The following is a 24896-nucleotide window of genomic DNA, read 5'->3' as shown; positions in this document are numbered from 1 at the left end:
AATGATTTTATTTTCCACATTTTCACATACAGCACTGCAAAGATAGCGTAAATTATTGATAATAAACAGGAAAGCCGACCCTGTATAAGGATCGGCTTTCATTATTGATATTTCTTTGTTAAAAGAAAGAAATACTTATTTTACTTTGATTTCAACACGACGGTTCTGAATACGACCTTCTTCAGTTGAGTTAGAAGCAACAGGGTTGTCTTCACCGTAACCAGTTGCTGTAACACTTGAAGCAGATACACCAGCGTTAACTAGGTATTGTTTAACTGCGTTCGCACGGTCATTAGATAAGTTCATGTTGTAAGCTTCAGTACCTTCAGCAGAAGCGTAACCATCAAGGTTTACAGAAGAGTTGTTATCACGTACTTCTTTTGCCAACTTATCTAAAGTTGAATAAGATTCCGTTTTCAATACAGAGCTATCAAACTCAAATTGAATAGGAGCGTAGTAGTCACCTTGTGTAGCATTGTTCTGAACTACAGGCTCAGGGAATTTGATAGGACAACCTGAACCATCAACTGGAGTACCAGCAGGTGTGTCAGGACATTTGTCGAATTTATCAGATACACCGTCACCATCAGAGTCTTTGCTCAATTGATCAACAGTACCTTCCAATGTAGATACACGTTGTTTCAAAGCTTCCACTTCGTTACGCAAAGAAGGATCTTTCAACTCGTCGTACAATGTAGCAACAGGGTTTGTGAAAGTCAAGTTCTCTTTGTCACGTGAACCTAGCGTGAATTCTAAACCACCGTAAACATTAGCAAATTTACCTTTGTAGTCTGTTCTAGCAGGACCGTATAACAAATTGTCGTCAGTGAAGTTCATCGTGTAACCTAAGTTCAAGGCAACAACTTCAGATAATTTGAATTTAACACCTAAACCAACCGGAACAAAACCAGTTAAACGGTTGTCTCTATCACCAGCTTTCTCACGATCTCCAAAGATTTCCTCACCCCATTTTCCTTCGTTGTTGTACACTTCACCACCACCAAAATCGTTGTTAGCAAATTGTACTGGGTTATGTGCCATAACACCCAAACCTACTTTCGCGTAGAAGTTAACTGCATTTTCTCTTCTTAAGAAGTCAATTGTTCCTAATTGGAAAACACCGTTCAAACTAGCTGCCCAGTTAACGTCCGTTTGTGCAGACTGTGCACCACGAGAGTTTTCAATAGCAGGACCAGAAAGGTTGTGGTTGTATGTTTTAATTTTACCACGGTTACCTTCTAATTCCAAACCGAATAAGTTAGAGAATTGTTTACGTACAGTTAAACCGTAGTATTCACCAACTTTGTTTTGGAAATAACCCACTTTCTGACCGAACGCGTTAGATCCACCAACAAGTACATTAGGTGTAGTAATACCACCTTGTACACCGATAGACCAGGTTCTGTATTGTGATCTTCCACCAAATACAGTTGGAGTTTGCGCTTGTGCGTGCTCAGCAAAGCCTAATGCGGCTACTAAAGACGCTGCAACAGCTGTTTTTTTAATTGTAGAATAGTTCATACTCTTGTTTTTAAGGTTATTAAAAATTTTAAATTGTTTCCCTTTTTTAAATTTAACATAACATTAACAAGAACGATGCCAAAAAATCGACTGTGTTAAAATTTTATGTTTGCCGTGCAAATTTGCCGTTCTACAACGAATTTGCTCGCGTAAAAGTATAGATATTATTTAGAATACCCAAACTTTTCTATTTTTTTTATCCGATTATCAATAAAAGGTTACATTTTGTAGTTAAAACCTTACGCGCTATAGGATAAAATGGATAATAGCAAGGGTTATCCCGCCTAATATTGCACTTACCGGAATGGTCAATATCCATGCCCATAATAGACTAATCGTGACTCCCCAGCGTACCGCGGATACCCGTTTCACTACGCCAACGCCGATAATAGAACCCGTAATCGTATGCGTAGTAGATACCGGAATCCCGAAATGTTCCGTGATACCTAGTGTAGCTGCACCCGCCGTTTCCGCAGCAACACCTTCCAGTGGCGTTACTTTGGTAATCTTCGTTCCCATTGTTTTTACGATTTTCCAGCCCCCACTCATTGTTCCCGCGGCAATTGCAGCATAACAGGAAAGTGGTACCCAAGCCGGCATAGCTTCGAAATCCGGGATAACCTGCTCCGCGATCAAAGCCGTGGCGATAATCCCCATGACCTTTTGGGCGTCATTTCCGCCGTGCGCGAAACTTAACCCTGCCGATGATATCAACTGTCCTACTTTAAACCACTTTTCTGCGGTCGAAGGCCGGGCTTTCTTGGCGATATTCATGATGATCAGCGTAATGATGACGGAAATAATCATACCTATTACGGGGGCCAGTACAATAAACGAGGCTATTTTTAAAATGGCCGCCTGGTTAACAGCCGTAACAGGATTGCCCCCTAAGAACCAAGCATAAGCCATTCCAGAGCCAGCAAACCCACCGATCAAGGTGTGTGATGAACTAGAAGGAATACCGTAATACCAAGTAAAAAGATTCCAGGAAATAGCCGCTACCAGTCCTGCAAATATAACTTCTAATGTAATATATTCTTCGAGGACTGTTTTCGCAATGGTATTGGCTACTTTATGATCCGTGAAATAGAAATATGCGGCAAAATTCCAGATAGCTGCCCATAGAACAGCCATAAAAGGGGTTAATACTTTAGTTGATACAACCGTTGCAATGGAGTTGGCTGCATCATGGAAACCATTGATATAGTCGAATGCAATAGCCAGAATGACCACGACGATCAATAAGGTGGAAATCATCATAATATGTTATGCTTTCTTCATGCCCAAATATTAGGCATTTTTAACTAATATACTTTCTAATACGTTTGCTACGTCTTCACATTTGTCCGTTGCGTCTTCCATAGCAGAAAGCACCTCTTTTGTTTTAATCAATGTAATCGCATCCTTTTCGTACTCAAAAAGTTCGCTAACAGCCCTATCGAAGATATAATCTGCCTTATTTTCTACGCTATTAATGCGTACGCAAGAATCCGTGATGTTGCGAATGTTTTTAAGATCTCTAAGCTCATTAAGCGCTTTTGCAACGTGGTCAGTCGCTTCCAGGATCAAGTCTGCAATTTCTTTCATTGCCTGACTAGGTGTTTCCACTTTATACAATTCCATCCGATTAGATGCCCCCTGTATAAAATCGGCCACATCATCCAACGAGCTGGCTAGTGAGTGTATATCTTCACGATCAAACGGTGTGATGAAATTTTTGCCTAATTCTAGATGGATTTGATGGGTAATATCGTCCCCCTTATGCTCAAGGTCTTCGATTTTTTTGTTCAGTGCAGCGCGTTTAGTTAAATCAGTGGTGTAAACAGATTCTTGTAGTGCCTTTGCCATTTCGATAAGGTTTGCGCCGGCTTGTTCAAACAAAGGAAAAAACTTCTTATCCTTTGGAACGAAATACTGAAAAATGCTATTTAAAGACATAGTGTTTGAATTTATGCAAAATTATGAATGAAATGTTAAGTTAATGTTAAGTTTAAAAAGTTTATCGTTTATTAACTGTGCTTGGGTTGTTCCAGTGTAAATCCGAAAGTCGTGCCAATACCTTCTGTGCTCCGTACATTAACATTTTGTTCATGCGCCTCTATAATATGCTTGACAATGGCTAAACCTATTCCCGAGCCACCCACCTCACGCGACCGGCTTGCATCCGTCCGAAAAAAACGTTCAAACACCCGGGGGAGGTTCTTTTCATCGATTCCCACCCCATTGTCCGTTACTTCAATCAGCACTTGTTCGAAGAGCGAAAAAATCGAAATAGTGGTTGTTCCCCCTCTTTTACCATATTTAATCGAATTGTCCAGTAAATTGATGAGAACCTGCTGAATGCGCTTCCGGTCTCCGTTAACGTGGATGGGATGGTGTAGTTTACCCGTATATCGAATGCGGATCTCATGCTGCTCGGCCTTTCCTTCCAAATCTTCTATACATTCCTTAATCAATGTAACGATATCAAAATTTTCTAATGTGAGGGAAATAATGCCCATCTCCAATTTTGATATTTCGTCCAGATCTTGGATCAAATAACTCAGACGATCTAGGTTACGTGCCGCCTTTTCCAAAAAGTTTTTCGCCATGTCCGGATTGTCGTCAATTAACCCATCCTGCAACGTTTCTACATAACCCTGTGTCGCGAATAAGGGCGTTTTAAACTCATGTGAAATGTTGGAAAGAAATTCTTTGCGAAATTTGGCCTGTTCTCTTAGCTTGTCCAATTCCGATATCCGTTGCTTGGCCCAATCGTGTACTTCTCTTTCCGCATCACGGATAGGATCGTCCGTTATCTGTTCACCCAAGGCATCCTTAAGACCTTTATCTAGTTTTAGATTACGGATAAGTTTGTACACATTCCGAATCCTTTTATAGATGAATCGTTCGAATAAATTGAGTAAGACGAAATAGCAAACAATGGAGGTCACAATAAAAATGAAAGCCGCTATGGAGGGGCTTCCCCGATGAAAATAGTCCGTGGCAGCTAGGAGGAGTCCGATGCTGCTGGATATGAGGAGAGTAAAGATACTCAGATTCATATTTTAGCGATAACCGTCTTTCCGCCCACGACCTTGTCGCCGATATTCACCAATACGTCCGTGCCTAAAGGCAAAAATAAATCCACACGCGAACCAAATTTGATAAAGCCAAACTCTGCGCCCTGTGTTACAGTATCTTGCTCTTTCACATACCAAACGATACGTCGAGCCATCGCCCCGGCAATCTGGCGAAAAAGAACCTCTACATTCGAGCGGTTTTTTACAACAAGGGTTGTTCTTTCATTGTCTGTTGACGATTTTGGATGCCAGGCCACCAAAAATTTCCCCGGATGGTACTTAAAATAAGATACGATTCCGCTGATTGGGTTGCGGTTGACGTGCACATTGATAGGCGACATAAAAATAGATACCTGTATCCGCCTATCCTTAAAGTACTCCGTTTCCTCGGTTTCTTCAATAACCACCACTTTTCCATCTGCTGGGCAAAGAACGATTTGCTCGTCTGGCGTAACCCGTTTGATCGGGCTTCGAAAAAATTGGAGAATGGCAATCAATAGGAATGCCGAAAGGGCGTATAAAAACCATTTGAAGTAAACAGATGCATCATAATAATCCGCCAGTGCATTGACGACGAAAACAAACAGTATCACGATTGCCAAACTCGTATATCCTTCTTTATGGAATCTCATCTCGTATTGGGTAAACTTTTTACAAATATAGGATACTTCGGCGATATCAGCTAAGGTTGTTTTTCTCTTTCAATCCGAAAGCTATGAAAATGAAACTGCCCTGCATCATTAATGCTCAGGTTGCCATATACCGTTAAAGTATCCATTATACCATTTCCCGCTTTGTCCAACGAAGGAAAGTAGAACGGAATTTCTGGAAGAACCATTTCTACATAGCGGTTTAGCTCTTTGGTCATTAGCGAGTCTTTGAGGGTAAAATCTGTTGGATTTCCTTCCTCATCCAATGACACTTCATAGCTGAACTTATCCTCGATGTTTGTCAATGTCGGACTGCTTCGGAGCATAGCACTAAATTTTTCCGATAAATAGGTGTTGAACCCACTATGGTCATCAAACGTACAGGGTTTAGAAAGCAACCGTTCGGCGGTATAAAAATAAGGTGTCGGCAGGAGTGCCATGGGCGTATAGTACCGCGCGTCCAAAAACAAGTCATAGCCATTTTCCAATACCCCCCTATCGTCAAAGATCTCTTCCGTATATAATATTTTCTTCTCTTGGTGATCCACCAGGTGAGACGTCCAATAGCCCCGCGGCAAACCATTTCTTACACGACCCTTTCGCTCAAAAAAAGGGTAGCCATATTCATTATAAAAGGCAAAAGGCATGCGGAACATATAATTTCCGTTGCCTTCCTTAATCTGTTGCTTTCCTCTTCTGTCCCAATAACTCATTATGCGACCCGTCGCCTGGTCGTAATTAACGGTAATCATAGGTTTTCCATCCGGATAATAATACTTCCAATCCCCTATAGGGCGACCCTGTTCAAAAGTGACCTCCCATTTTAGAGTCCCATCCGGATGATAAGCCTTAAACGGCCCTTCCTTTACGCCCGCATTATGATAACCCGTGAGTACCACCGTTCCATTGCGGTCAAAATCCCGAAAATCTGCGTGGAATACGTTCTTATCCACCAGAAATTGCGATACGCGTTCGATTGATTTAAACGAACAATCCTTGTCTACCAAGTAATAGTAGTCATCAAAATAGAACCTGACGAGACCCATGGGAGCCTTTTCAAGCAAAGTCATTTTTCCACTCGTGTCCGGTTGTTGTCCACTCGTGAAGAACGTGATACATAATAAGAAAAGAAATAACCCAGTTCGTTGCATATCTTTAATGAGCTTCCAGCCAATTGTTTCCCGCGCCCGTTTCTACTTCAATCGGTACCTGCAATTCGATCGCATTTTTCATACGCTCGCTGATGATGGCAGATAGCTGCTCCACTTCTGCTTCAGGTACGTCAAATACCAGCTCATCATGTACCTGCATAATCATTTTGCTCGTTAATCCATTTTCCACCAAATCCTGCTGGATATTGATCATGGCAATTTTGATTAAGTCTGCCGCAGAACCCTGTATAGGCGCGTTAATCGCATTTCGTTCCGCAAAGCCGCGTACAGTCATGTTTGCCGAGTTGATATCTCTTAAATAACGTCGGCGTTTTAAAATAGTTTCTACATAGCCGTGCTCTTTCGCAAACTCGATTGCTTTTCGCATATATTCTTGAATACCCGTGTATTGGGAGAAATATTGGTCGATAATCGCAGCCGCATCTTTTCGGGGAATGCTAAGGCTTTGTGAAAGGCCAAAAGCAGACTGCCCATATATAATCCCAAAGTTAACCGCCTTGGCATTTCTACGCTGATCCGCAGTCACCTCTTCCAACGGTATTCCATATACACGCGCTGCGGTGGCGCGGTGGATGTCATGTCCCGCTTCGAACGCATCCAACATGTTTTTGTCCTCACTGAGCGAGGCCATCAAGCGCAGTTCAATTTGCGAGTAATCGGCCGATACAAGGACATTCCCCTCCTTTCGTGGAATGAAAGCCTTCCGGACCTCCCGCCCCCTTTCCGTGCGAATCGGAATATTCTGCAGGTTTGGATTGGTCGAGCTCAACCTTCCCGTGGCTGCCACCGCTTGGTTGTACGAGGTATGGATTAATCCGGTTTCGGGATGAATAAGCCCCGGTAGCGCATCGACGTAGGTCGACTTCAACTTTTGCAATTGGCGGAAATCCAAAATATCCTGTACGATGTCCGATTTATGCGCTAGGGCAAGCAGCACGTCCTCGCCGGTTTTGTATTGACCCGTTTTGGTCTTCTTGGCCTTCGGGTCGAGGTATAACTTGTCAAAAAGTACTTCGCCCAACTGTTTGGGTGAGGCAATGTTAAATTGCACCCCCGCCTTTTCGTAAATTTGCTTTTCCAGTCGTTTAATATCCTCCTCGAGTGCGACGGAAAACGTCTTTAAGGTATCCACGTCAATTTTCACCCCATTTTTTTCGACTTCTGCCAAAACATAGATGAGAGGAAACTCTACTTCCTCGGCAAGACGAAGCGTATGTGTTTCTTCTAGTAACGGTCTCAATACCTCGTGCAGTTGCCACGTAATGTCTGCATCTTCACCCGCATATTCCACTACCTTTTCAACTTCCACATCCCGCATGTTCGCCTGTTTTTTACCTCTGGGTCCGATAAGTTCCGTAATCGAAATCGGCGTGTATCCTAAATAATTCTCGGCCAGAATATCCATGTTATGGCGCGTATCCGGATCAATGAGATAGTGTGCTATCATGGTGTCAAATAGAGGGCCCTGTACACGTATACCATAGCGGGATAGAAGCAGGATATCATATTTTAGATTCTGTCCTACTTTTTCAATGCGCGTATCTTCAAATACCGTTTTAAAAATATCAACGATAGCCTGCGCCTCCGAGCGATCTGCCGGCGTAGGCACGTAATACGCTTTTCCTTTTTCGAAAGCAAAAGAAAACCCGACGATATCCGCCGCTAACGCATCGATCGAGGTGGTTTCCGTATCGAAGCAAAATTTTGATAATGTGGCCAATTGCCCGGCAAGTTGCCTTTGTTGCTCTTCGGTATCTACTAAAATATATTCATGTGGCGTGTTATGGACGTTCATTCCTGCCACCAATGGTTCCGTCGGAGCGACGGCAGACGTTACCGTCAGTTCAGACGCAGAGGTGGCAAACAAATCCATTTGACCAGATGGATTTTTGGCAGCACTTTCTATCACATTATATTCCTCGCCAAAAACCCGTTTGCCGAGTGTGCGAAACTCCAATTCTGCAAAAAGCGGCTCCAACGACGTCCGGTCAGGTTCCTCTATTTCCAGCTGACTCTCCTCGAGTTCTACGGGTACATCGAGCAAGATCGTCGCCAGTTTTTTGGAGATCAATCCCTGTTCGGCAAAGTTTTCTACATTTTCCCGTTGTTTTCCTTTCAGCTCATGGCTATGTTCGATCAGTGCTTCTACAGAACCATATTGCTGAACGAGTTTCTTAGCCGTTTTTTCTCCTATACCTGGGATGCCCGGGATGTTATCTACCGCGTCTCCCCAAAGGCCCAAGATGTCGATCACCTGGGATACGTCTGCTATTTCCCATTTTTCCAAAATTTCGGAAACACCCAAAACTTCAGCACCATTGCCCATTCGGGCCGGTTTATAAATAAAGATGTTCTCCGAGACCAACTGGCCAAAATCTTTATCCGGCGTCATACAATACACGGTAAAGCCTGCTGTTTCTGCTTTTTTTGCGAGCGTCCCAATAATATCATCCGCTTCATAACCATCTTTCGTTATAATCGGAATATTGAACCCCTCAATAAGACGAAAAATATACGGGATCGATTTTGCTAAGTCTTCCGGCATGGCTTCTCGTTGCGCCTTGTAAGCCTCAAACTCTAAGTGTCGGTTGGTGGGAGCCTCTGTATCGAATACAACCGCCATATGCGTTGGGTTCTGGTTCTTCAAAACCTCCAATAACGTATTTGTGAAGCCCATAATAGCGCCGGTATTCAACCCATAGGAAGTTAAGCGCGGTACTTTGTTCAACGCAAAATACGCTCTGTATATCAAGGCCATGCCGTCTAGCAGAAATAATTTTTTCACCATCTAACAAATATAGCTTTCTTCTTCTTTTTTTACCTTAAAAAAAGAAGCAAAAAAAGTCGTCGCTTCGGATATTTGAAATAATGGATCGTGCAAAGTGGAAATTTCTACATACTTCAAATATCCGGATGCGACCTTTAAACGTTAATAGGAGATCGTGCAAATGTATAGCGTGTTAACTCTTCATTATAGAATTCTTTTAGTTTCGAAAGCACCTCATGAACCGGGATAGCGCTAACAAGGATCAAGATGAATAGGATCAAGATAAATAAGGATAAACAAAGATGCGAGATAACACGAATGTAGACACCCACGTTAAAAATAGCATGATGTTTGAGCAAAGCGAGTTTCATGCTGTTTAGGAGTAGCCAATGGAAAATAGCAAAACCATATTTAGTCTTGACCTTTTTTGCTTCGTTTTTTGTGTCAAGACAAAAAATGAAGAAAGAATAGCTACTTTTGCTTTATGGCATCTAAACATATTTTATAATTATGCGTGGCTTGGTAACGAAATCGACCGGAAGTTGGTATTTGGTGGAGGATGAAGCGGGCAAGCGCGTACAATGCCGTATCAAGGGGAAATTCCGTACCCAAGGAATTAAAACCACCAATCCCGTTGCCGTAGGGGACTGGGTACATTATGAATACGAGCCAGATCAGGACAGCGCAGTTATCACGGCCTTGGAGCCGCGTAGAAACTACATCATCCGCCGCTCTATTAATCTCTCGAAGCAAGCCCAAGTTATCGGTGCAAACCTCGATCAAGCTCTGCTGGTTGTTACGTTGGCATCTCCGCCCACCTCTTTGGGTTTTATAGACCGTTTTTTAGTCACTGCCGAAGCCTATGATATTCCCGCAATTTTAGTCTTCAACAAGCTGGATCTCTTTTCCGATGAAGGCATAGATATCTTGACAGATTACATGACGATCTACGAACAGATCGGTTATTCCTGTTATGCCGTCTCCGCCCAGAAAAAGACGAATATCGAGAACATACGTCAGTTGTTAAAAGATAAGATTACATTAGTATCCGGTCATTCCGGTGTGGGAAAATCAACCCTCATTAATGCTATAGAACCCACTGTCGAATTAAAAACGGGCAAAATATCAGACTGGTCTGATAAGGGGAAACACACCACCACTTTTGCCGAAATGATTGATCTGTCCTTCGGTGGAAAGCTGATCGACACCCCCGGTATAAAGGAGCTGGGCATTGTTGATATTGAAAAAGCCGAATTAGCCCATTTTTTTCCAGAGATGCGTGCCCGTTTAAATGCCTGTCGTTTTCATAATTGTAGGCATATCAATGAGCCCGGCTGTGTGGTGGTCGAAGCTGTGGAAAGTGGCGAAATCGAATCGTCTCGTTACGAAAGTTATTTAAGTATATATCATAACCAAGATACCAGGAACTAAAAAGTAAAACAAAACATTCATAGGGATTAAGTTGTTGTTAAAGGAGAGTTAGCGCGTATAATTTAAGAACCACATATGAAATATCTACGATTGCAAACCGTTTATATATGAAATCAATTTGGAAATGGGTCATCGGCATTCTCGTATTGATTGTCGTTGCGTTGGCGGGAATATCTTGGTATTTCTCCCGTAACTGGAAACCTTTAGTGGAACAGCAATTGAAAGAACTCGTTAAAAGTTCTACCGATAGCCTATACCAATTGCATTATGACGATCTGGACATGACCATCGCTCTAGGAAATCTCACCTTAAAAAATGCTGTTTTAAGAGCCGATACGCTGGTGTACGCCCAGATGGAGGCCGCTAAGCTTGCACCAGACAACCTGTATGATATCGAAATTAAAGAGCTGAAAGTAAAGCGTTTTGGTATCCTGGATATACTCCGAAATCGAGAACTGAATATCAAATCCATTGATTTGACGGAGCCGCGTATCCGATTGAAGAATACATACCACGCTTATAACGACACCATTTCTGCCGAGAAACCAAAAAAAAGCTTATACGAAAGTATCAAAGGAGTGTTCAAGGAAGTGAATATCGGACGCATTGATATAGCAAATGCCGCATTCAATTATAGCAAGCTGGGGGAAGACGGCGAATCGACAGACTTTGGTCTGGATAGTCTCCAAATCCGTGTGGAAGATATTTTGATCGACGAAAATGCCCAGTCCGATACATCCCGGCTCTATTATACCAAGCGGATTGAAGCCTTTATACCGGGCTTCGAATATGCATTTTCGAATGGATTTTACACCGCTAATTTCGAAGCGTTGCAAATCAACACCGAAACAAAAACCCTCTTGTTAACCCAAGTAGACTACAAACCCGCTCTATCCAAAGCCGCTTTCTATAAAAAACACCGTAAAAACGTAACACGCACCGATTTACATTTTGATACATTGTACATCGAACAGTTAGACTTTAAAAGGTTGATTGAAAAACAGCAAACAGTGGCCGAGCGTATATACGTGAACAACGGGCATGCCAAATTGTATGGCGACAAGCGATACCCGAAACAACCGGTTAACCAAATAGGCCAGGCACCTCATCAGAAGTTGATGCGGGTAAAGCAAATGATCCGGATAGATACCATTTTCGTGAAAAATATTGATGTCGTTTATGGTGAAATGAGTGGTAAGTATTCCCGAGAGGGGGAGATCAGCTTTGATGACGCAACCGGAACACTAACCAATGTCACCAACGATACACTTGCTTTAGCGAAAGACAAATACATGCTGGCCGATTTATCTGCCCGCGTTATGAACAAAGGAAATCTGCACGCCAAGTTTCGTTTTGATATGTTGAGCAAAACCGGCGAGCATAGTTATACGGGTACCCTGGGGCGTATGAATGCCCCCGATTTCAACCGTGTTTTATACCCCCTGCTGAACGTGGAAATCGCTTCCGGGAATATTCGCGGTATTCGTTTCCATATCACCGGTACCGACTATCGCAGCCGCGGCGAATTCCGGTTCGATTACGATAACCTAAAAATCGATTTAAAAGCCGATCCCGATAAACCGCGAAAGAAGAGTTCGCTGAAGATCGCATCATTTTTGGTGAACAAAATGATTATTAACGACAGTAACCCCGATGCGAATGAAAAATACCATGTCGGAAAAGTAAATCACAAACGCGTTCCCGAGCATACATTTTTCAAGAACCTGTGGGAAAGTTTACTCGATGGTATCAAACAAACGGCAGGTATCAGTGCAGAACGCGAACAAAAATGGAAAGAGCGGGCAGAAATCGCACAACATGTCGTTGAGCAAACGAAAGAATCCTCCCAGGAAACAAAAGGATTTTTTAAGCGTTTGTTCAAAAAGAAAGAAGAATAGACCAGCACGGGAGCAAGAAAGAGAAGAATATCAGGCATGGCTGCAATCATCGGGTTTTTAAAATTTTTACTAAAATATAGGCATAAATTGGTGGATCGTACGATGTTCTACCTGAGCATGGTGTGCGCCGTCATGACCCTCACCCACATCGGCTACATTACCGACAAGCAGGTGGTCGAAACGTCCGAAAACACCGTCATTGGGATGTTTTACTTCCTCTTCATCCTCGGCACACTCCGTACCGTAGCCGCCGTCCTCGCCCAACGGACGATCAATGTGTCCCATATTTCCGGCTTGGTGTTATTTGCATACTTCCTGCTCATTAGTCTTTCCCGACTGGCAGGCTGGGCATACTTTGCCAAAATGGAATGGGTTTATCTCGGAATAGCACTGGTATTCCTGTCCGAATTATCCCGGAACAGCCTCTTTTTCGATAACTTCTATTTCAACCCCACGATCCTATTCGTCATCAGTTTTCTCGCGCTCATCCTTCTGGGAACGGTGCTGTTGATGTTGCCTCGCACCACGCTTCTCGCGCCGTTGAGTTTCGTCGACGCCCTGTTTATGGCTACTAGCGCCGTATGCATTACCGGGCTCACCGTCACCGATATTTCGACCAACTTTTCCCTATTCGGACAAAGCGTCGTCATGTTGCTCATCCAGATCGGCGGCCTGGGTATCATGACCTTCACCGGGTTTTTCGGATACTTTTTCTCCGGCGGATTTTCCTATAAAAACCAACTGATGTTTGGCGAAATATTAGGAGAGAATAAGCTGAATTCCGTCATTTCTACCCTGCTGACGATTATCTTTATTACGCTCTTCTTCGAGCTGATCGGGGGTATCTTTATTTTCTTTTCGCTGGATGCCCGCTCGTTTGAATCCGTGAGCGACCGCATATTTTTCGCTGCATTTCACGCCATTTCCTCGTTCTGTAATGCCGGGTTCACGATATTACCTGACGGGATCGGGCGAGATACCTATCGATTCAATTATGCCTTTCAGATAACCATAGCTTGCTCCTTTATATTAGGCGGATTGGGTTTCGGTACGGTATATAATTTCTACACCTTCCTGCGGCAGAAAGCCAAGCAGTTGGTACACCGGTTATTCCTTCGCCAGCCCTATATCCACAAGCCGCGGGCATTTACATTTAATACACGGTTTATTCTATGGTGCAATGCGATCGTATTACTGATAGCCACCCTATCGTATTACCTCTTGGAGCGTAACCATACCTTGGCAGATGAGTCGTCTTTTATTGGCGACTGGGTCACCTCTTTTTTGATGGCAAACTCTGCCCGATCAGCCGGATTTGATAGTGTGAACGTCAATTTTGTCGCCGGTCCCACGTTGATCATGATGGTAACGTTGATGTGGATGGGCGCATCGCCCGGTTCTACCGGAGGTGGCGTGAAGGTCACTACGGTCGCCCTCGCTGTCTTAAATATCATTGCTTTGGCCCGAGGCAAGGAATCTATCGAAATTTACAAACGCCGGATAGCGGCAGAATCTATCAACAAGGCATTTGCCATTATTGTCCTTTCGGTGCTCACCATCACGCTGAGCTTTGTATTGCTGAACTTTACCGACCCCGAGCAAAAAATGAAAGCCCTCTTATTCGAAATCGTTTCTGCCTATTCCACTTGCGGGCTGAGCTTGGGTATCACGCCCTCCCTATCCGCAACAGGCAAGATTATTGTAGCTATTACGATGTTTGTCGGCCGGGTAGGTACCTTAACTTTGTTGGTGGCCTTTATCAAGAACACCAAAAACAAAAGCTATATTTATCCCACAGAAAAGATTTTATTTTAATGAAGTATATCGTTTTAGGACTCGGACATTTTGGAAAATCGCTGGCCGTGCATCTAACGGAATTGGGCCACGAAGTGATTGCGGTAGATAAAAAATTGGCCATTGTCGAACAACTCAAAGACCGGATCACCCATACCGTCTGTATGGATACAACCGATCGAGAAGCCATGACTTCTCTGCCACTCAAAGATTCCCAAGCAGTCATTGTCGCTATCGGCGAAGATGAAGGAGCTTCCCTCCTTACCACGGCTTTGCTTAAACAGCTTAATGTCAAGCGAATCATTGGTCGGGTGGTTTCCGATCTACAGAAAACAGTGCTCGAAGCCATGCAAATTAGCGATTATATCATGCCTGAAGAAGAAGCCGCCGAGCGGTTAGCCATGCGGCTAGACAATGTTGATATTATCGACTCGTTCAAAATATCCGATCGTTATAGCATTGTGGAAACACGTGTTCCTTCCAAATACGTGGGGATGACCCTGAAGGAAGCCGATCTCACCAACCAATACAAAGTGATCGTCCTCACCACCGTCAAGACCTACGAGGAGAAGGTAGGAGGGAAGGTCACCGTTCGTAACGAAGCATCCGGTATTGCCGGATCCGAGACCAAACTGTCCGAAGGAGACCTGCTGGTGCTGTTCGGTGAGCTGTCCGACATTCAACGTTTAATACAAAAAACCGATTAATAGCCCGCGGATTCCAATTATTTATATATTTTTGACGTTGATACAAAAGCAATTTAGAGATATTACAAACATATGAAGCAGTGGTTTAAGGAGAATGCAACGCACTTTATCATTATCGCGATATGTATCGCCTTGGTGTTCTTTTATTTTTCGCCAATTTTTGGTGGTAAAACGTTGGTTCAGTCCGATGTTGTTCAAGCAGCAGGTAGTCAAAAAGAGCTTTTTGACTATAAGGAAAAAGACGGGCATGCACCAAACTGGACCAACGCCATGTTTGGTGGTATGCCCACCTATCAGATATGGTACGAACATGCCAACAATATAACTTCTTATATCAATAGAGGTATCAGCCGAGTTTTTCCAGCCCCTACCGATATCGTGCTGATCTACCTTTTGGGTGGTTATTTCCTGTTTTCCGTACTACGTGTCAAGCCATGGCTGGCCGCTGTCGGTGCTGTAGCCTTGGCATTTACATCCTACAATTTTATTTATATTGAAGCTGGCCATCTCAATAAAGCCTACGCCATTGCCTATTTGGCACCGATTATCGGCGCGCTATTATTATGTTATCGTGGAAGCAGGCTATGGGGTCCCGTTCTGCTCACCCTGTTTCTCGCGCTAGAGATCCGGGCAAACCACATCCAGATGACATACTATCTGTTCCTTGCCCTGTTGGTTCTGGTTGGGTTCGAACTCTATCACGCCATTCGGAATAAGCAGTGGAAGCCGTTTTTGCAAGCCTCGGCTTTACAGCTTGGCGCAGTAGTCCTGGCTGTATTGGTGAACGCCTCCGTCTTGTTTCCTACCTACGAGTATAGCCAGCTCACCATTCGTGGCAAGGCCAACATTCAGAAAGTAGACGATAGTGGCGGCAAATCAGCCGGTCTTGATAAGCAATACGCCTACGAGTGGAGCCAGGGCGTAGGTGAAAATATCACATTCTTGATCCCCAATGCCTATGGTGGTCGTAGCGGAGGTGTGTTAGACGGTAAGTCAGAAGTTACCAAAACCATGGTTGACCTCGGTATCCCGGAGGCACAAGCCGCACAGTTCGCTGGTCAGCTACCCACTTACTGGGGAGAAAAGATGTTTACCTCGGGGCCTTGGTATTTCGGGGCTGCGATCATATTTCTGTTCATTCTAGGGTTGGTTATTGTTAAGGATCGCCTCAAATGGTGGATTCTTACCGCGACTATCCTCACGATCCTGCTGGCGTTCGGACGTCATTTTCCGTTGGTTTCCGATTTGTTTTTCGACTATTTCCCGATGTATAATAAGTTTAGGGCGGTCGAATCTATTCTCGTCATTCCGGCAATCCTGATCCCGCTGTTGGCCATCCTGGCCGTAAATGAGCTTTTTACCCGCGCCGATCAAATTCCACAACTAGACAAAAAAGTGCTCTACACCTTTATTGGCGTAGGCGGGGTATGTCTGGTGATAGCCCTCATGCCAAGCCTGTTTTTGGACTTCCGGAATAGCCAACATCAACAGTTGATCTCCTCGTTAGAACAGGCATTTGGTGATAAGAATGCGGCCGGACAGGTGGCTAGCGCATTGGTCAAAGACCGCGCTTCATTGGCGTCCGCAGATGCCTACCGATCTTTCTTCATTGTCCTGGTCATGTTCGGGCTGGTGTGGTTCTATCTCAAGAAGAAAATAAGCGTACCGTTGTTTATCGGTGTTTTAGGCGTGGTTATCCTGGCCGATCTCTGGTCGGTAGATAAACGTTATCTGAACGATGATTCCTTCGTCGATGAGCGAGCTTCCAACACGCGGATCCCCGAACGGGAAGTTGATCAGCTGATCCGGATGGATAAAGATTTGAGCTACCGTGTCATTGACTTAACGACCAATCCGTTTTCCGACGCCCGAGCATCCTTCTATCACAAAAGCCTGGGCGGATACCATGCCGCCAAGCTGATGCGGTTTCAAGAAGTGTTAGAACATCAGTTCAATGGCGCTATGAACGAAGATGTGTTGGATATGTTCAACGTACGGTATCTGATTACGAAAAACCCTGAAAACGGAGCCGAACAAATTAAGCGCCGGAGTACAGCCGCCGGAAACGCCTGGTTTGTAGACCGCGTTACCTTCGTCAATAGCAACGCCCAAGAGATGCAAGCGATCGGCAGCTTTGATCCGCAAAAAGAGGCTTTTGTACACGAGGAGTTTAAAAACAAGCTGAATATCTCGCGTGTGGGGAAATCTGAAAACGCAGAAATCAAACTCGTGTCCTACCATCCGGATACCTTGCAATACGAATACACCTCGCCTACAGACGCGTTCGCTGTTTTTTCGGAAGTGTTTTACGAGAAAGGCTGGAAAGCCTATATCGATGGCGAAGAAGTTCCGATTATCCGGGCAGACTATATACTTCGCGCTTTGCAAGTCCCTGGCGGGAACCATACCATTTCGTTTGTTTTTGCGCCTAAAACTGTGGAGATTAGCAATTTAATTTCGTTGATAGCCTCTATTATATTGGTCATCGGGCTTGGTCTTGCCGTCTGGCGAGGAACGCGAAAAGTAAAAAATACCGCTTAAGAACGGCTAGAGGTAACTAAAAAAATTAGTATGTTTGCTTTATGGCAACATCGATACCTTTAGCAGAACGGATGCGCCCCAAAGGCCTTGCCGATTATATTGGACAAAGACACATCATTGGCGAAGGTGCGGTCCTTCGCAACGCTGTGGAGCAGAAAAATATACCCTCCATGATCTTTTGGGGGCCGCCCGGCGTCGGTAAGACCAGCCTAGCTTTGCTCATTGCGCGCGAGCTGGGACGCCCTTTTTTTTCGTTAAGCGCCATCCAGTCTGGGGTGAAAGATATCCGGGAAGTGATTGATAAAGCCGATAAATTATACCAGTTCAATCAAGAACAACCTATCCTCTTTATCGACGAGATTCATCGGTTTTCCAAATCACAACAAGACTCCTTGTTGGGCGCAGTCGAGCGCGGATTGGTAACGCTCATCGGAGCCACTACCGAAAACCCCTCCTTCGAAGTGATTTCCGCTTTGCTTTCCCGTTGTCAAGTGTACGTGTTGGAGCACCTCTCTGAGCAGGAGTTAACGGCCATCTTAGAACAGGCTATCGCACAGGACGCTTACCTGCAGGAGCATCCCGTAGAGATAGAAGAGTACGAAGCTTTGTTCCGGTTATCCGGTGGAGACGCCCGCAAGCTACTGAACGTATTCGAATTGGTTGTACACGCTGCCCATGTGCAAAAGCAACCCGTTACCAACGCGTTTGTGCTTAAACAAGTTCAGCAGAATATGGCCTTGTACGATAAAACCGGCGAACAACACTACGATATTATTTCCGCTTTTATTAAATCTATTCGCGGAAGTGATCCCAACGCAGCGGTTTATTGGCTGGCACGCATGGTAGAAGGCGGCGAAGACCCTTCCTTTATCGCACGACGTCTACTTATCCTGGCGTCTGAAGATATCGGCAATGCGAATCCGAATGCACTGTTGTTGGCCAATAACTGCTTTCAGGCGGTCAATGTTATCGGCTGGCCGGAATCCCGTATTATTTTAGCACAGACCGTAACCTATCTGGCGTCGTCGGCTAAGAGCAATGCCGCCTATGAAGCCATCGGCAAAGCCCAAGCGCTCGTGCGGCAAACAGGCGATCTTCCCGTGCCCTTACACCTGCGCAACGCTCCCACGAAGCTGATGAAGGAACTGGATTACGGTACAAAATACAAATATGCACACAGCTACCCCGGCAACTTTGTCGAACAAGAGTTCTTTCCGGATAAAATCAGCGGCACCGTACTCTACGATCCCGGAAACAACGCTGCAGAGAATAAGATAAGGGAGTCGCTGCGGAGCAAATGGCGAGAGCGTTATCATTATTAATTTTTTTATGTTCTTTTCCCCGTGAAAAGAACCAAACCGAACGAAGTGAGCTCATGGATGCCAAAATAAACACTTATCCATAAACCTCGTCGCTTCAGATATTTGAGATAGTGGATAGTACTAAGGATGGATTTCTGTAGCCCTCAAATATCCGGATGCCACACCAAAGGTTAATAGGGGATTGTGCAATAACTGCATGACACCAATAGACTTTGGAAGTTTTTCGAAAAGTTTTTAGGGTTATAACCCGATCAAGTAGCGTGCCGAAAGCGACTCTTAATTGCCCAGCGATTCCGCGTGTTAAAACGACCTCGCATTGTTCCGCGGCCAGCTTTACGTAGGCTATTCCGTATAGAACAGAATGTTGTCCGAACGCAGTGAGTTCCATTCTGTTCAGGAATAGACAAGTAAAGGTAGCGGAACCATGCAAGTCTTGACTTTTTTTGCTTCGTTTTTTGTGTCAAGACAAAAAATGAAGGGAAGATTTTTGTCAAGAAAAAAAGAAAAAGAGAATAGGTATCTTTGTAAACATTACAATAAATAATAATATAAAAAAGAATGACCTTTACGGCAATAGATTTTGAACTCGCTACAGCAGCTTATACCAGTGTATGCGCCGTTGGTATTGTAAAGGTGGAAAAGGGAAAGATTGTGGATCAATTCCATAGCCTGGTGCGTCCCCCAAAAAACCAATACATGTGGCAGACGACCCGCGTACACGGCATTAAACCCAAAGATACCCTCGCCGCCCCTACTTTCTTAGAACTTTTTCCCACGATCGAAAATTACCTCAAAGGTAGCCGAATGGTAGCACACAACGAGAAATTCGATAGAGAGGTGCTTATCAAGACGATGAAGATGTACGAACTGGACTATAAGATGCTGCAACTATCGCCTATTTGGGAGTGCACGAGTGAAATTTATCGAAAAAAAGGATTTAAGCGTACCAAGCTAAGCATCTGTTGCCACATTATGGGTATTGAGCTGCACCATCACGACCCCCTTTCGGATGCGATGGCGAGCGCACAACTTTATCTTAAGCGCGATGAAATCACAAACGCTTTAATAGAAAAACATTTTCAAACAGAAGAACAAACCAAAGCATAGCCATTATGGGAAAAATAATAAACGTAATCTTATCTGGTGGAGTAGGCTCCCGGTTATGGCCTCTTTCGCGTAAATCGAAACCCAAGCAGTATTTGCCTATTTTTAACGAAAAATCCTTATTTAAACTAACGATTGAGCGAAATCAAGCCATCTGCGAGCATGTCGTTTTGGTAGGCTCCGTACAAAATATCGACCTCGCGAAAGAAGACTTGAAAGCCGTATCTCACGATATTATCGTGGAAACTGTACCCCGGAATACCGCTGCGGCGATCGCTTTTGCCGCCTTATCGCGCCAACCAGATGATATCCTGATTGTCACCCCTTCCGACCACCTGATTGAGGGAGACGAACAGTACTTGCAAGCCATCAAGCGTGGGATTGAATTTGCTAAAGAAGGAGGTCTTGTCACCTTTGGTATAAACCCTACCCGACCAGAAACCGGGTACGGATATATAGAATCCGAGGGCAATGATGTGCTATCCTTCCGGGAGAAACCCAACTATGAAACAGCAAAAGATTTCCTAAAAAGTGGAAATTTCTTGTGGAATTCCGGCATCTTCTGCTTTAAAGCATCCGCCTACCTACAGGAATTGGAACGCTTCGATCCGAAGGTATATACCGCCGCCAAAGTAGCTTTTGACACGATGAGAGAGGGTGTATTAGATGCCGAATTGTCGCTTAAGATACCCTCAAAGAGTGTGGATTACGCCATTATGGAGCGAAGCGACAGTATTAAAGTTGTTCCCTCCTTCTTTCAGTGGTCCGATATGGGGTCTTTTGACTCCCTATACCATTATCTTATTTCGAAAGGACACCCGAAAGATGAACAGGGAAATATCGTTATCGGCGAAAACAAAAAACACATTGTTTTTCTCGGCCTACAAAACTGCATAGTCGTCAATACAGCAGATGCTGTTTTAATTATGGATAAGGCTTTTGCGCAAGACGTAAAACACGTTTATGAGCTATTAGAAAAAGAAAATTCTCCGTTGATTTAAAAAAAATTAATTAATAGTAGCGTTTAAACCACATTAATCGTTTGATTTTTGTAATATTGGCTGTATTATTGTAATGTCTTAACATATAAATAGTAAAGAGAGACGTTCACCGGGGAATTGTGAAAACAAAATTATTAACTATGTCTTTTTGGAAAAACTTATTTAAACGAAGTACAAATCAAAATGAATCTATTGGAAAATTAGCATGGATCGGGGTTGATATGCATAACCATATCTTGCCTGGTATCGATGACGGTAGCGAAAGCATAGAGCAATCGTTGAAACTTATTCAGGGCCTAAGAGAGCTGGGAATTAAAAAGTCAATATCTACACCGCATATCATGCACGGTGTACACGACAACACACCCGCCACGATCCAAGATGCCCACGCTAAGCTGAAGCAGGCCATTACCGATAATGGGATAAAGTTCGATCTCCAGTATGCTGCAGAGTATATGATTGACGATCAATTGGAAGAATTGGTTCACAGCGGAGCCCTCTGTGCCTTACCCAATAGACATATCCTGATCGAAATGTCCTATTTAGCAGAATCCAAAGCACTGTTCCAGACCATTAAAGACATTCAAGAAAAAGGATACCAACCCATTTTAGCCCATCCCGAACGCTATAATTATTATCACCAGAATTTTAAAGTATACAAAGAAATTAAAGATGCAGGTTGTTTATTACAACTTAACCTGCTGTCCATCTCCCGCTATTACGGAGAACCCGTTAAATCGATTGCACTCACGTTGATAAAATCCGGCATGTATGATTTAGTAGGCACGGATATGCACCACGACAAACACCTCCATGCCCTGAAAATAGTCGCCTCGAAATACGACACGTTCGATTTATTGAAAGATAACCCGATAAAAAACGCAACGATCTTCGACGATAGTCAAAAATTAGCTATTTAGTTCTTTTTTTAGAAAAAAGGAACCAAAAAATCGTCGCTTCGGATATTTGAGAGGAATGGATAGTACTAAGGATAAATTTCTACATACCTCAAATATCCGGATGCGACATCATCTGTTAATTGAGGACAATACAATGCATAGTTTCAAATTGGGGAAGAGATATAGTCTTTGATTTGGAGGATAGTGCATGGCGTCAATAAAGCGATTAATATTGCCCAGCGATTACACGTATTAAAACGACCTCGTCTTTTTTTGTGGTCATCTTGATGATGGCTATTCCGTTAAAAACAGAATGTTGTCTGAACGAAGTGAGTTGCATTCTGTTTAGGAATAGGCAAATCAAGATAGCAAAAACAGACAAGTCTTGACTTTTTTTGCTTCGTTTTTTGTGTCAAGACAAAAAATGAAGAAAAAAACTATCTTTGAATCATGAACAAAACCATTTTCATTACAGGCGGGGCCGGTTTCATCGGTTCCCATGTCGTTCGTGAATTTGTAAACAAATATCCCGATTATCATATCGTCAATGTGGATGCACTGACCTATGCCGGTAATCTGGAAAATCTACGAGATGTGGAGCGCAAGTCCAATTACAGCTTTGTTAAACAAGATATTCGAGATGCAGCGGGTGTATCGGCACTATTCGAAAAACATCAGCCTGATGGTGTCATCCATTTGGCTGCCGAGTCCCACGTAGATCGATCCATTGTAGCGCCGACTGATTTTGTATTGACGAATGTGCTCGGTACAGTGAATCTTTTGAACGCCGCACGTGAAACTTGGAAAGACAAGCCCGAAGGCAAGCGTTTCCATCATGTGTCTACCGACGAAGTGTATGGTACGTTGGGTGAAACCGGCCTGTTTACGGAAGACACACCCTATGATCCACATTCACCATACTCCGCATCAAAAGCATCTTCAGACCATTTTGTACGCGCTTATCAAGATACCTACGACCTGCCTGTGGTCATTACCAACTGCTCCAACAACTATGGGCCGAATCACTTCCCGGAAAAACTCATCCCCCTCTGTATTCTTAACGTTTTGAACGAGAAGCCGCTGCCTATATACGGTGATGGAAAATATACCCGCGATTGGCTATTTGTGGTCGATCATGCGCGCGCTATAGATTTGGTATTCCACCAAGGAAAAAATGGAGAGTCGTACAATATTGGTGGTTTCAACGAATGGCAAAATATTGATCTCGTTAAAGAGCTTTGCAAGCAAATGGATGAAAAACTAGGCCGTGCGTCCGGAACAGCAGAAAAATTGATTACCTATGTAAAAGACCGTCCGGGGCACGATCTACGTTACGCCATAGATGCCACCAAAATCAATACGGAATTAGGTTATACACCATCCGTTACATTTGAAGAAGGACTTTCCCATACGATCGATTGGTTCCTGAACAACCGGCAGTGGTTAGAAAATGTGGCCTCTGGCGATTATCAGCACTATTATGAAGAGCAATACGGTGAATAGGAAGTAAAAAATTTTTGAATGAACATAACAGAAACAAAACTCAAGGGCTGCTTTATTATCGAGCCCCGGAAGCTCGGAGACAGTAGAGGGTATTTCTTCGAAAGCTATAATGAACAAGCTTTCCACAAGCAGACAGGAACAGCGACGCGGTTTGTCCAGGATAACCAATCTTTCTCTACCAAAGGTGTGCTTCGCGGTTTGCACGCCCAGCGGGGAGAATATGCCCAAGCCAAGTTAGTCCGCGTATTGCAGGGATGCGTGCTCGATGTCATTGTCGATGCCCGTCCAGACTCAGCAACGTTCGGACAATACGAAGCGGTTGAACTCTCCGAAGAAAACAACCTGCAAGTATTTATTCCCAGAGGCTTTTTGCACGGCTTTGTCGTCCTTTCCGATACCGCTACGTTTTTTTATAAATGCGATAATTTCTATCAAAAAGATGCCGAGTGGGGCGTGCGCTACGATGATCCCACATTGGCTATCGATTGGCAGCTTCCGCAAGAAGAGCTGATCATATCCGATAAAGATAAGATACTACCTTTTTGGGAGAAGTAAGCCAAGAAGTAAACCACAGTATTCCGCAAAAAGCCATGCAAGACAATCAAGAAACAACGCATACCGAATCACGAACAACGCGTCATAGACCGCGAATCCTCATCACAGGCTCTAATGGACAGCTAGGCTCCGAGCTAAAAAAACTATTGAGAAACGAAGAAGCCTTCGAAACGTTCTTTTTGGACAGAAAACAACTTCCTTTAGAACAAACGCTGATTATCCACGACATTTTGGGGATGTATGAACCCGATATCATTATCCACGCAGCAGCCTATACCGCGGTGGATAAAGCAGAAAGCGAACCGGAACTTGCCCATGCCATAAACCATTTGGCAACAGAAGAAATAGCCCAATATTGCCGTTTGCACGGTGCAAAACTGCTCGCGATTTCTACCGACTACGTTTTTGACGGCCATTCGAGTGAACCCCTAACGGAAGATGCTGCCACCGCCCCACTGAACGTTTACGGCCTTACAAAATGGAAAGGAGAACAAGCAATACAAAAATGGGCGCCCGAAAGCATTATTATACGTACCGCTTGGGTCTATTCCACGTATGGTAATAACTTTGTCAAAACGATGATTCGCCTCCTTCAAGAACGAGAAGAATTATCTGTCGTTCATGACCAGATCGGTTCGCCCACCTACGCCAGGGATCTGGCGAAAGCCATCGTAGATATCCTGAAAGCCGGCGAGTGGCATCCGGGTATTTATCACTATTCCAACGAAGGCCAGCTCTCCTGGTACGATTTTGCCATCACCATTCGAGACTTGATTGGCGCAACCTGCCAAATAACGCCCATTCTCACCTCGCAATATCCTACACCCGCCAAGCGCCCAGCCTATTCCTTGTTGGATAAAAGTAAGATAAAGCGTACTTTTAATGTTCAAGTACCGTTTTGGCTGGACAGCTTAACCGAGATGATTGCGTTAGAAAACCAAGAAGTTTCTGACAACTGAAAAATAAAAA

At 44.0% G+C, this 24896-nt stretch carries 19 protein-coding genes; 12 read left to right on the top strand and 7 right to left on the bottom strand.

All coding sequences use genetic code 11. From position 1 onward, the window contains the following. Window positions 1-135 precede the first annotated feature (135 nt). From H8B17_RS19720 to polA, 7 genes are all read right to left on the bottom strand, one after another. Complete coding sequence (locus H8B17_RS19720; protein ID WP_190310955.1) at window positions 136-1521, bottom strand: OmpA family protein; 1386 nt, start codon at window positions 1519-1521, stop codon at window positions 136-138. Window positions 1522-1767: 246 nt separating this feature from the next. Then, window positions 1768-2778, bottom strand: a complete 1011-nt coding sequence (locus H8B17_RS19715; RefSeq protein ID WP_190310972.1) for an inorganic phosphate transporter — start codon at window positions 2776-2778, stop codon at window positions 1768-1770. 33 nt (window positions 2779-2811) lie between these two features. After that, window positions 2812-3459, bottom strand: a complete 648-nt coding sequence (locus tag H8B17_RS19710; RefSeq protein ID WP_190310954.1) for a DUF47 domain-containing protein — start codon at window positions 3457-3459, stop codon at window positions 2812-2814. Window positions 3460-3530: 71 nt separating this feature from the next. Then, window positions 3531-4565 carry a sensor histidine kinase gene (locus H8B17_RS19705; protein ID WP_190310953.1) on the bottom strand — a complete coding sequence of 345 codons (1035 nt, stop codon included), beginning with the start codon at window positions 4563-4565 and terminating at the stop codon, window positions 3531-3533. Further along, on the bottom strand, window positions 4562-5215 hold the full coding sequence (locus H8B17_RS19700; protein WP_190310952.1) for a phosphatidylserine decarboxylase family protein: 654 nt from the start codon (window positions 5213-5215) through the stop codon (window positions 4562-4564). The genes H8B17_RS19705 and H8B17_RS19700 overlap by 4 nt, the downstream gene beginning before the upstream one ends. 50 nt (window positions 5216-5265) lie before the next feature. Further along, complete coding sequence (locus H8B17_RS19695) at window positions 5266-6384, bottom strand: toxin-antitoxin system YwqK family antitoxin (RefSeq protein ID WP_190310951.1); 1119 nt, start codon at window positions 6382-6384, stop codon at window positions 5266-5268. A 4-nt stretch (window positions 6385-6388) separates the two neighbouring features. Then, window positions 6389-9190 carry a DNA polymerase I gene (gene polA / locus H8B17_RS19690; RefSeq protein WP_190310971.1) on the bottom strand — a complete coding sequence of 934 codons (2802 nt, stop codon included), beginning with the start codon at window positions 9188-9190 and terminating at the stop codon, window positions 6389-6391. Between the two features lie 492 nt (window positions 9191-9682). Between polA and rsgA the strand changes: the two genes are divergently transcribed. The 12 genes from rsgA (at window position 9683) to rfbD (ending at window position 24886) form a co-directional block, all read left to right on the top strand. Then, window positions 9683-10603 carry a ribosome small subunit-dependent GTPase A gene (gene rsgA / locus H8B17_RS19685; RefSeq protein WP_190310950.1) on the top strand — a complete coding sequence of 307 codons (921 nt, stop codon included), beginning with the start codon at window positions 9683-9685 and terminating at the stop codon, window positions 10601-10603. Between the two features lie 107 nt (window positions 10604-10710). Then, on the top strand, window positions 10711-12501 hold the full coding sequence (locus H8B17_RS19680; RefSeq protein ID WP_190310949.1) for an AsmA family protein: 1791 nt from the start codon (window positions 10711-10713) through the stop codon (window positions 12499-12501). 36 nt (window positions 12502-12537) lie between these two features. Further along, entirely contained in the window at window positions 12538-14316 is a 1779-nt protein-coding gene (locus tag H8B17_RS19675; protein WP_223816695.1) for a TrkH family potassium uptake protein, read from the top strand. Continuing rightward, on the top strand, window positions 14316-15002 hold the full coding sequence (locus tag H8B17_RS19670) for a potassium channel family protein (protein WP_190310948.1): 687 nt from the start codon (window positions 14316-14318) through the stop codon (window positions 15000-15002). The genes H8B17_RS19675 and H8B17_RS19670 overlap by 1 nt, the downstream gene beginning before the upstream one ends. 72 nt (window positions 15003-15074) lie before the next feature. Further along, window positions 15075-17543: a YfhO family protein gene (locus tag H8B17_RS19665; protein WP_190310947.1), complete on the top strand. Its 2469-nt coding sequence runs from the start codon at window positions 15075-15077 to the stop codon at window positions 17541-17543. Window positions 17544-17584: 41 nt separating this feature from the next. After that, window positions 17585-18865, top strand: coding sequence for a replication-associated recombination protein A (locus H8B17_RS19660; RefSeq protein WP_190310946.1), 1281 nt, complete (start codon window positions 17585-17587; stop codon window positions 18863-18865). A 558-nt stretch (window positions 18866-19423) separates the two neighbouring features. Then, entirely contained in the window at window positions 19424-19972 is a 549-nt protein-coding gene (locus tag H8B17_RS19655; protein ID WP_190310945.1) for a 3'-5' exonuclease, read from the top strand. A 5-nt stretch (window positions 19973-19977) separates the two neighbouring features. Continuing rightward, window positions 19978-20970, top strand: coding sequence for a mannose-1-phosphate guanylyltransferase (locus tag H8B17_RS19650; RefSeq protein ID WP_190310944.1), 993 nt, complete (start codon window positions 19978-19980; stop codon window positions 20968-20970). 140 nt (window positions 20971-21110) lie between these two features. Next, entirely contained in the window at window positions 21111-21890 is a 780-nt protein-coding gene (locus tag H8B17_RS19645) for a tyrosine-protein phosphatase (protein ID WP_190310943.1), read from the top strand. A gap of 429 nt (window positions 21891-22319) precedes the next feature. Continuing rightward, window positions 22320-23372, top strand: coding sequence for a dTDP-glucose 4,6-dehydratase (gene rfbB / locus H8B17_RS19640; protein ID WP_190310942.1), 1053 nt, complete (start codon window positions 22320-22322; stop codon window positions 23370-23372). Between the two features lie 18 nt (window positions 23373-23390). Continuing rightward, window positions 23391-23927 (top strand): dTDP-4-dehydrorhamnose 3,5-epimerase, encoded by a 537-nt coding sequence (gene rfbC, locus H8B17_RS19635; RefSeq protein WP_190310941.1) that lies wholly within the window; start codon window positions 23391-23393, stop codon window positions 23925-23927. Next, window positions 23915-24886 carry a dTDP-4-dehydrorhamnose reductase gene (gene rfbD, locus H8B17_RS19630; protein WP_223816694.1) on the top strand — a complete coding sequence of 324 codons (972 nt, stop codon included), beginning with the start codon at window positions 23915-23917 and terminating at the stop codon, window positions 24884-24886. The genes rfbC and rfbD overlap by 13 nt, the downstream gene beginning before the upstream one ends. Window positions 24887-24896 lie beyond the last annotated feature (10 nt).

This window comes from Sphingobacterium arenae (assembly GCF_014692505.1).
Classification (GTDB): domain Bacteria; phylum Bacteroidota; class Bacteroidia; order Sphingobacteriales; family Sphingobacteriaceae; genus Sphingobacterium; species Sphingobacterium arenae.
The sequence above is the reverse complement of the archived record's forward strand: the minus strand, read 5'-3'. Positions and strand labels throughout refer to the sequence as shown.

Coding starts and splice junctions, on each gene's coding strand:
- H8B17_RS19720 (WP_190310955.1), bottom strand. CDS start 1,521: ATGAACTATTCTACAATTAAAAAAACAGCTGTTGCAGCGTCTTTAGTA.
- H8B17_RS19715 (WP_190310972.1), bottom strand. CDS start 2,778: ATGATTTCCACCTTATTGATCGTCGTGGTCATTCTGGCTATTGCATTC.
- H8B17_RS19710 (WP_190310954.1), bottom strand. CDS start 3,459: ATGTCTTTAAATAGCATTTTTCAGTATTTCGTTCCAAAGGATAAGAAG.
- H8B17_RS19705 (WP_190310953.1), bottom strand. CDS start 4,565: ATGAATCTGAGTATCTTTACTCTCCTCATATCCAGCAGCATCGGACTC.
- H8B17_RS19700 (WP_190310952.1), bottom strand. CDS start 5,215: ATGAGATTCCATAAAGAAGGATATACGAGTTTGGCAATCGTGATACTG.
- H8B17_RS19695 (WP_190310951.1), bottom strand. CDS start 6,384: ATGCAACGAACTGGGTTATTTCTTTTCTTATTATGTATCACGTTCTTC.
- rsgA (WP_190310950.1), top strand. CDS start 9,683: ATGCGTGGCTTGGTAACGAAATCGACCGGAAGTTGGTATTTGGTGGAG.
- H8B17_RS19680 (WP_190310949.1), top strand. CDS start 10,711: ATGAAATCAATTTGGAAATGGGTCATCGGCATTCTCGTATTGATTGTC.
- H8B17_RS19675 (WP_223816695.1), top strand. CDS start 12,538: ATGGCTGCAATCATCGGGTTTTTAAAATTTTTACTAAAATATAGGCAT.
- H8B17_RS19670 (WP_190310948.1), top strand. CDS start 14,316: ATGAAGTATATCGTTTTAGGACTCGGACATTTTGGAAAATCGCTGGCC.
- H8B17_RS19665 (WP_190310947.1), top strand. CDS start 15,075: ATGAAGCAGTGGTTTAAGGAGAATGCAACGCACTTTATCATTATCGCG.
- H8B17_RS19660 (WP_190310946.1), top strand. CDS start 17,585: ATGGCAACATCGATACCTTTAGCAGAACGGATGCGCCCCAAAGGCCTT.
- H8B17_RS19655 (WP_190310945.1), top strand. CDS start 19,424: ATGACCTTTACGGCAATAGATTTTGAACTCGCTACAGCAGCTTATACC.
- H8B17_RS19650 (WP_190310944.1), top strand. CDS start 19,978: ATGGGAAAAATAATAAACGTAATCTTATCTGGTGGAGTAGGCTCCCGG.
- H8B17_RS19645 (WP_190310943.1), top strand. CDS start 21,111: ATGTCTTTTTGGAAAAACTTATTTAAACGAAGTACAAATCAAAATGAA.
- rfbB (WP_190310942.1), top strand. CDS start 22,320: ATGAACAAAACCATTTTCATTACAGGCGGGGCCGGTTTCATCGGTTCC.
- rfbC (WP_190310941.1), top strand. CDS start 23,391: ATGAACATAACAGAAACAAAACTCAAGGGCTGCTTTATTATCGAGCCC.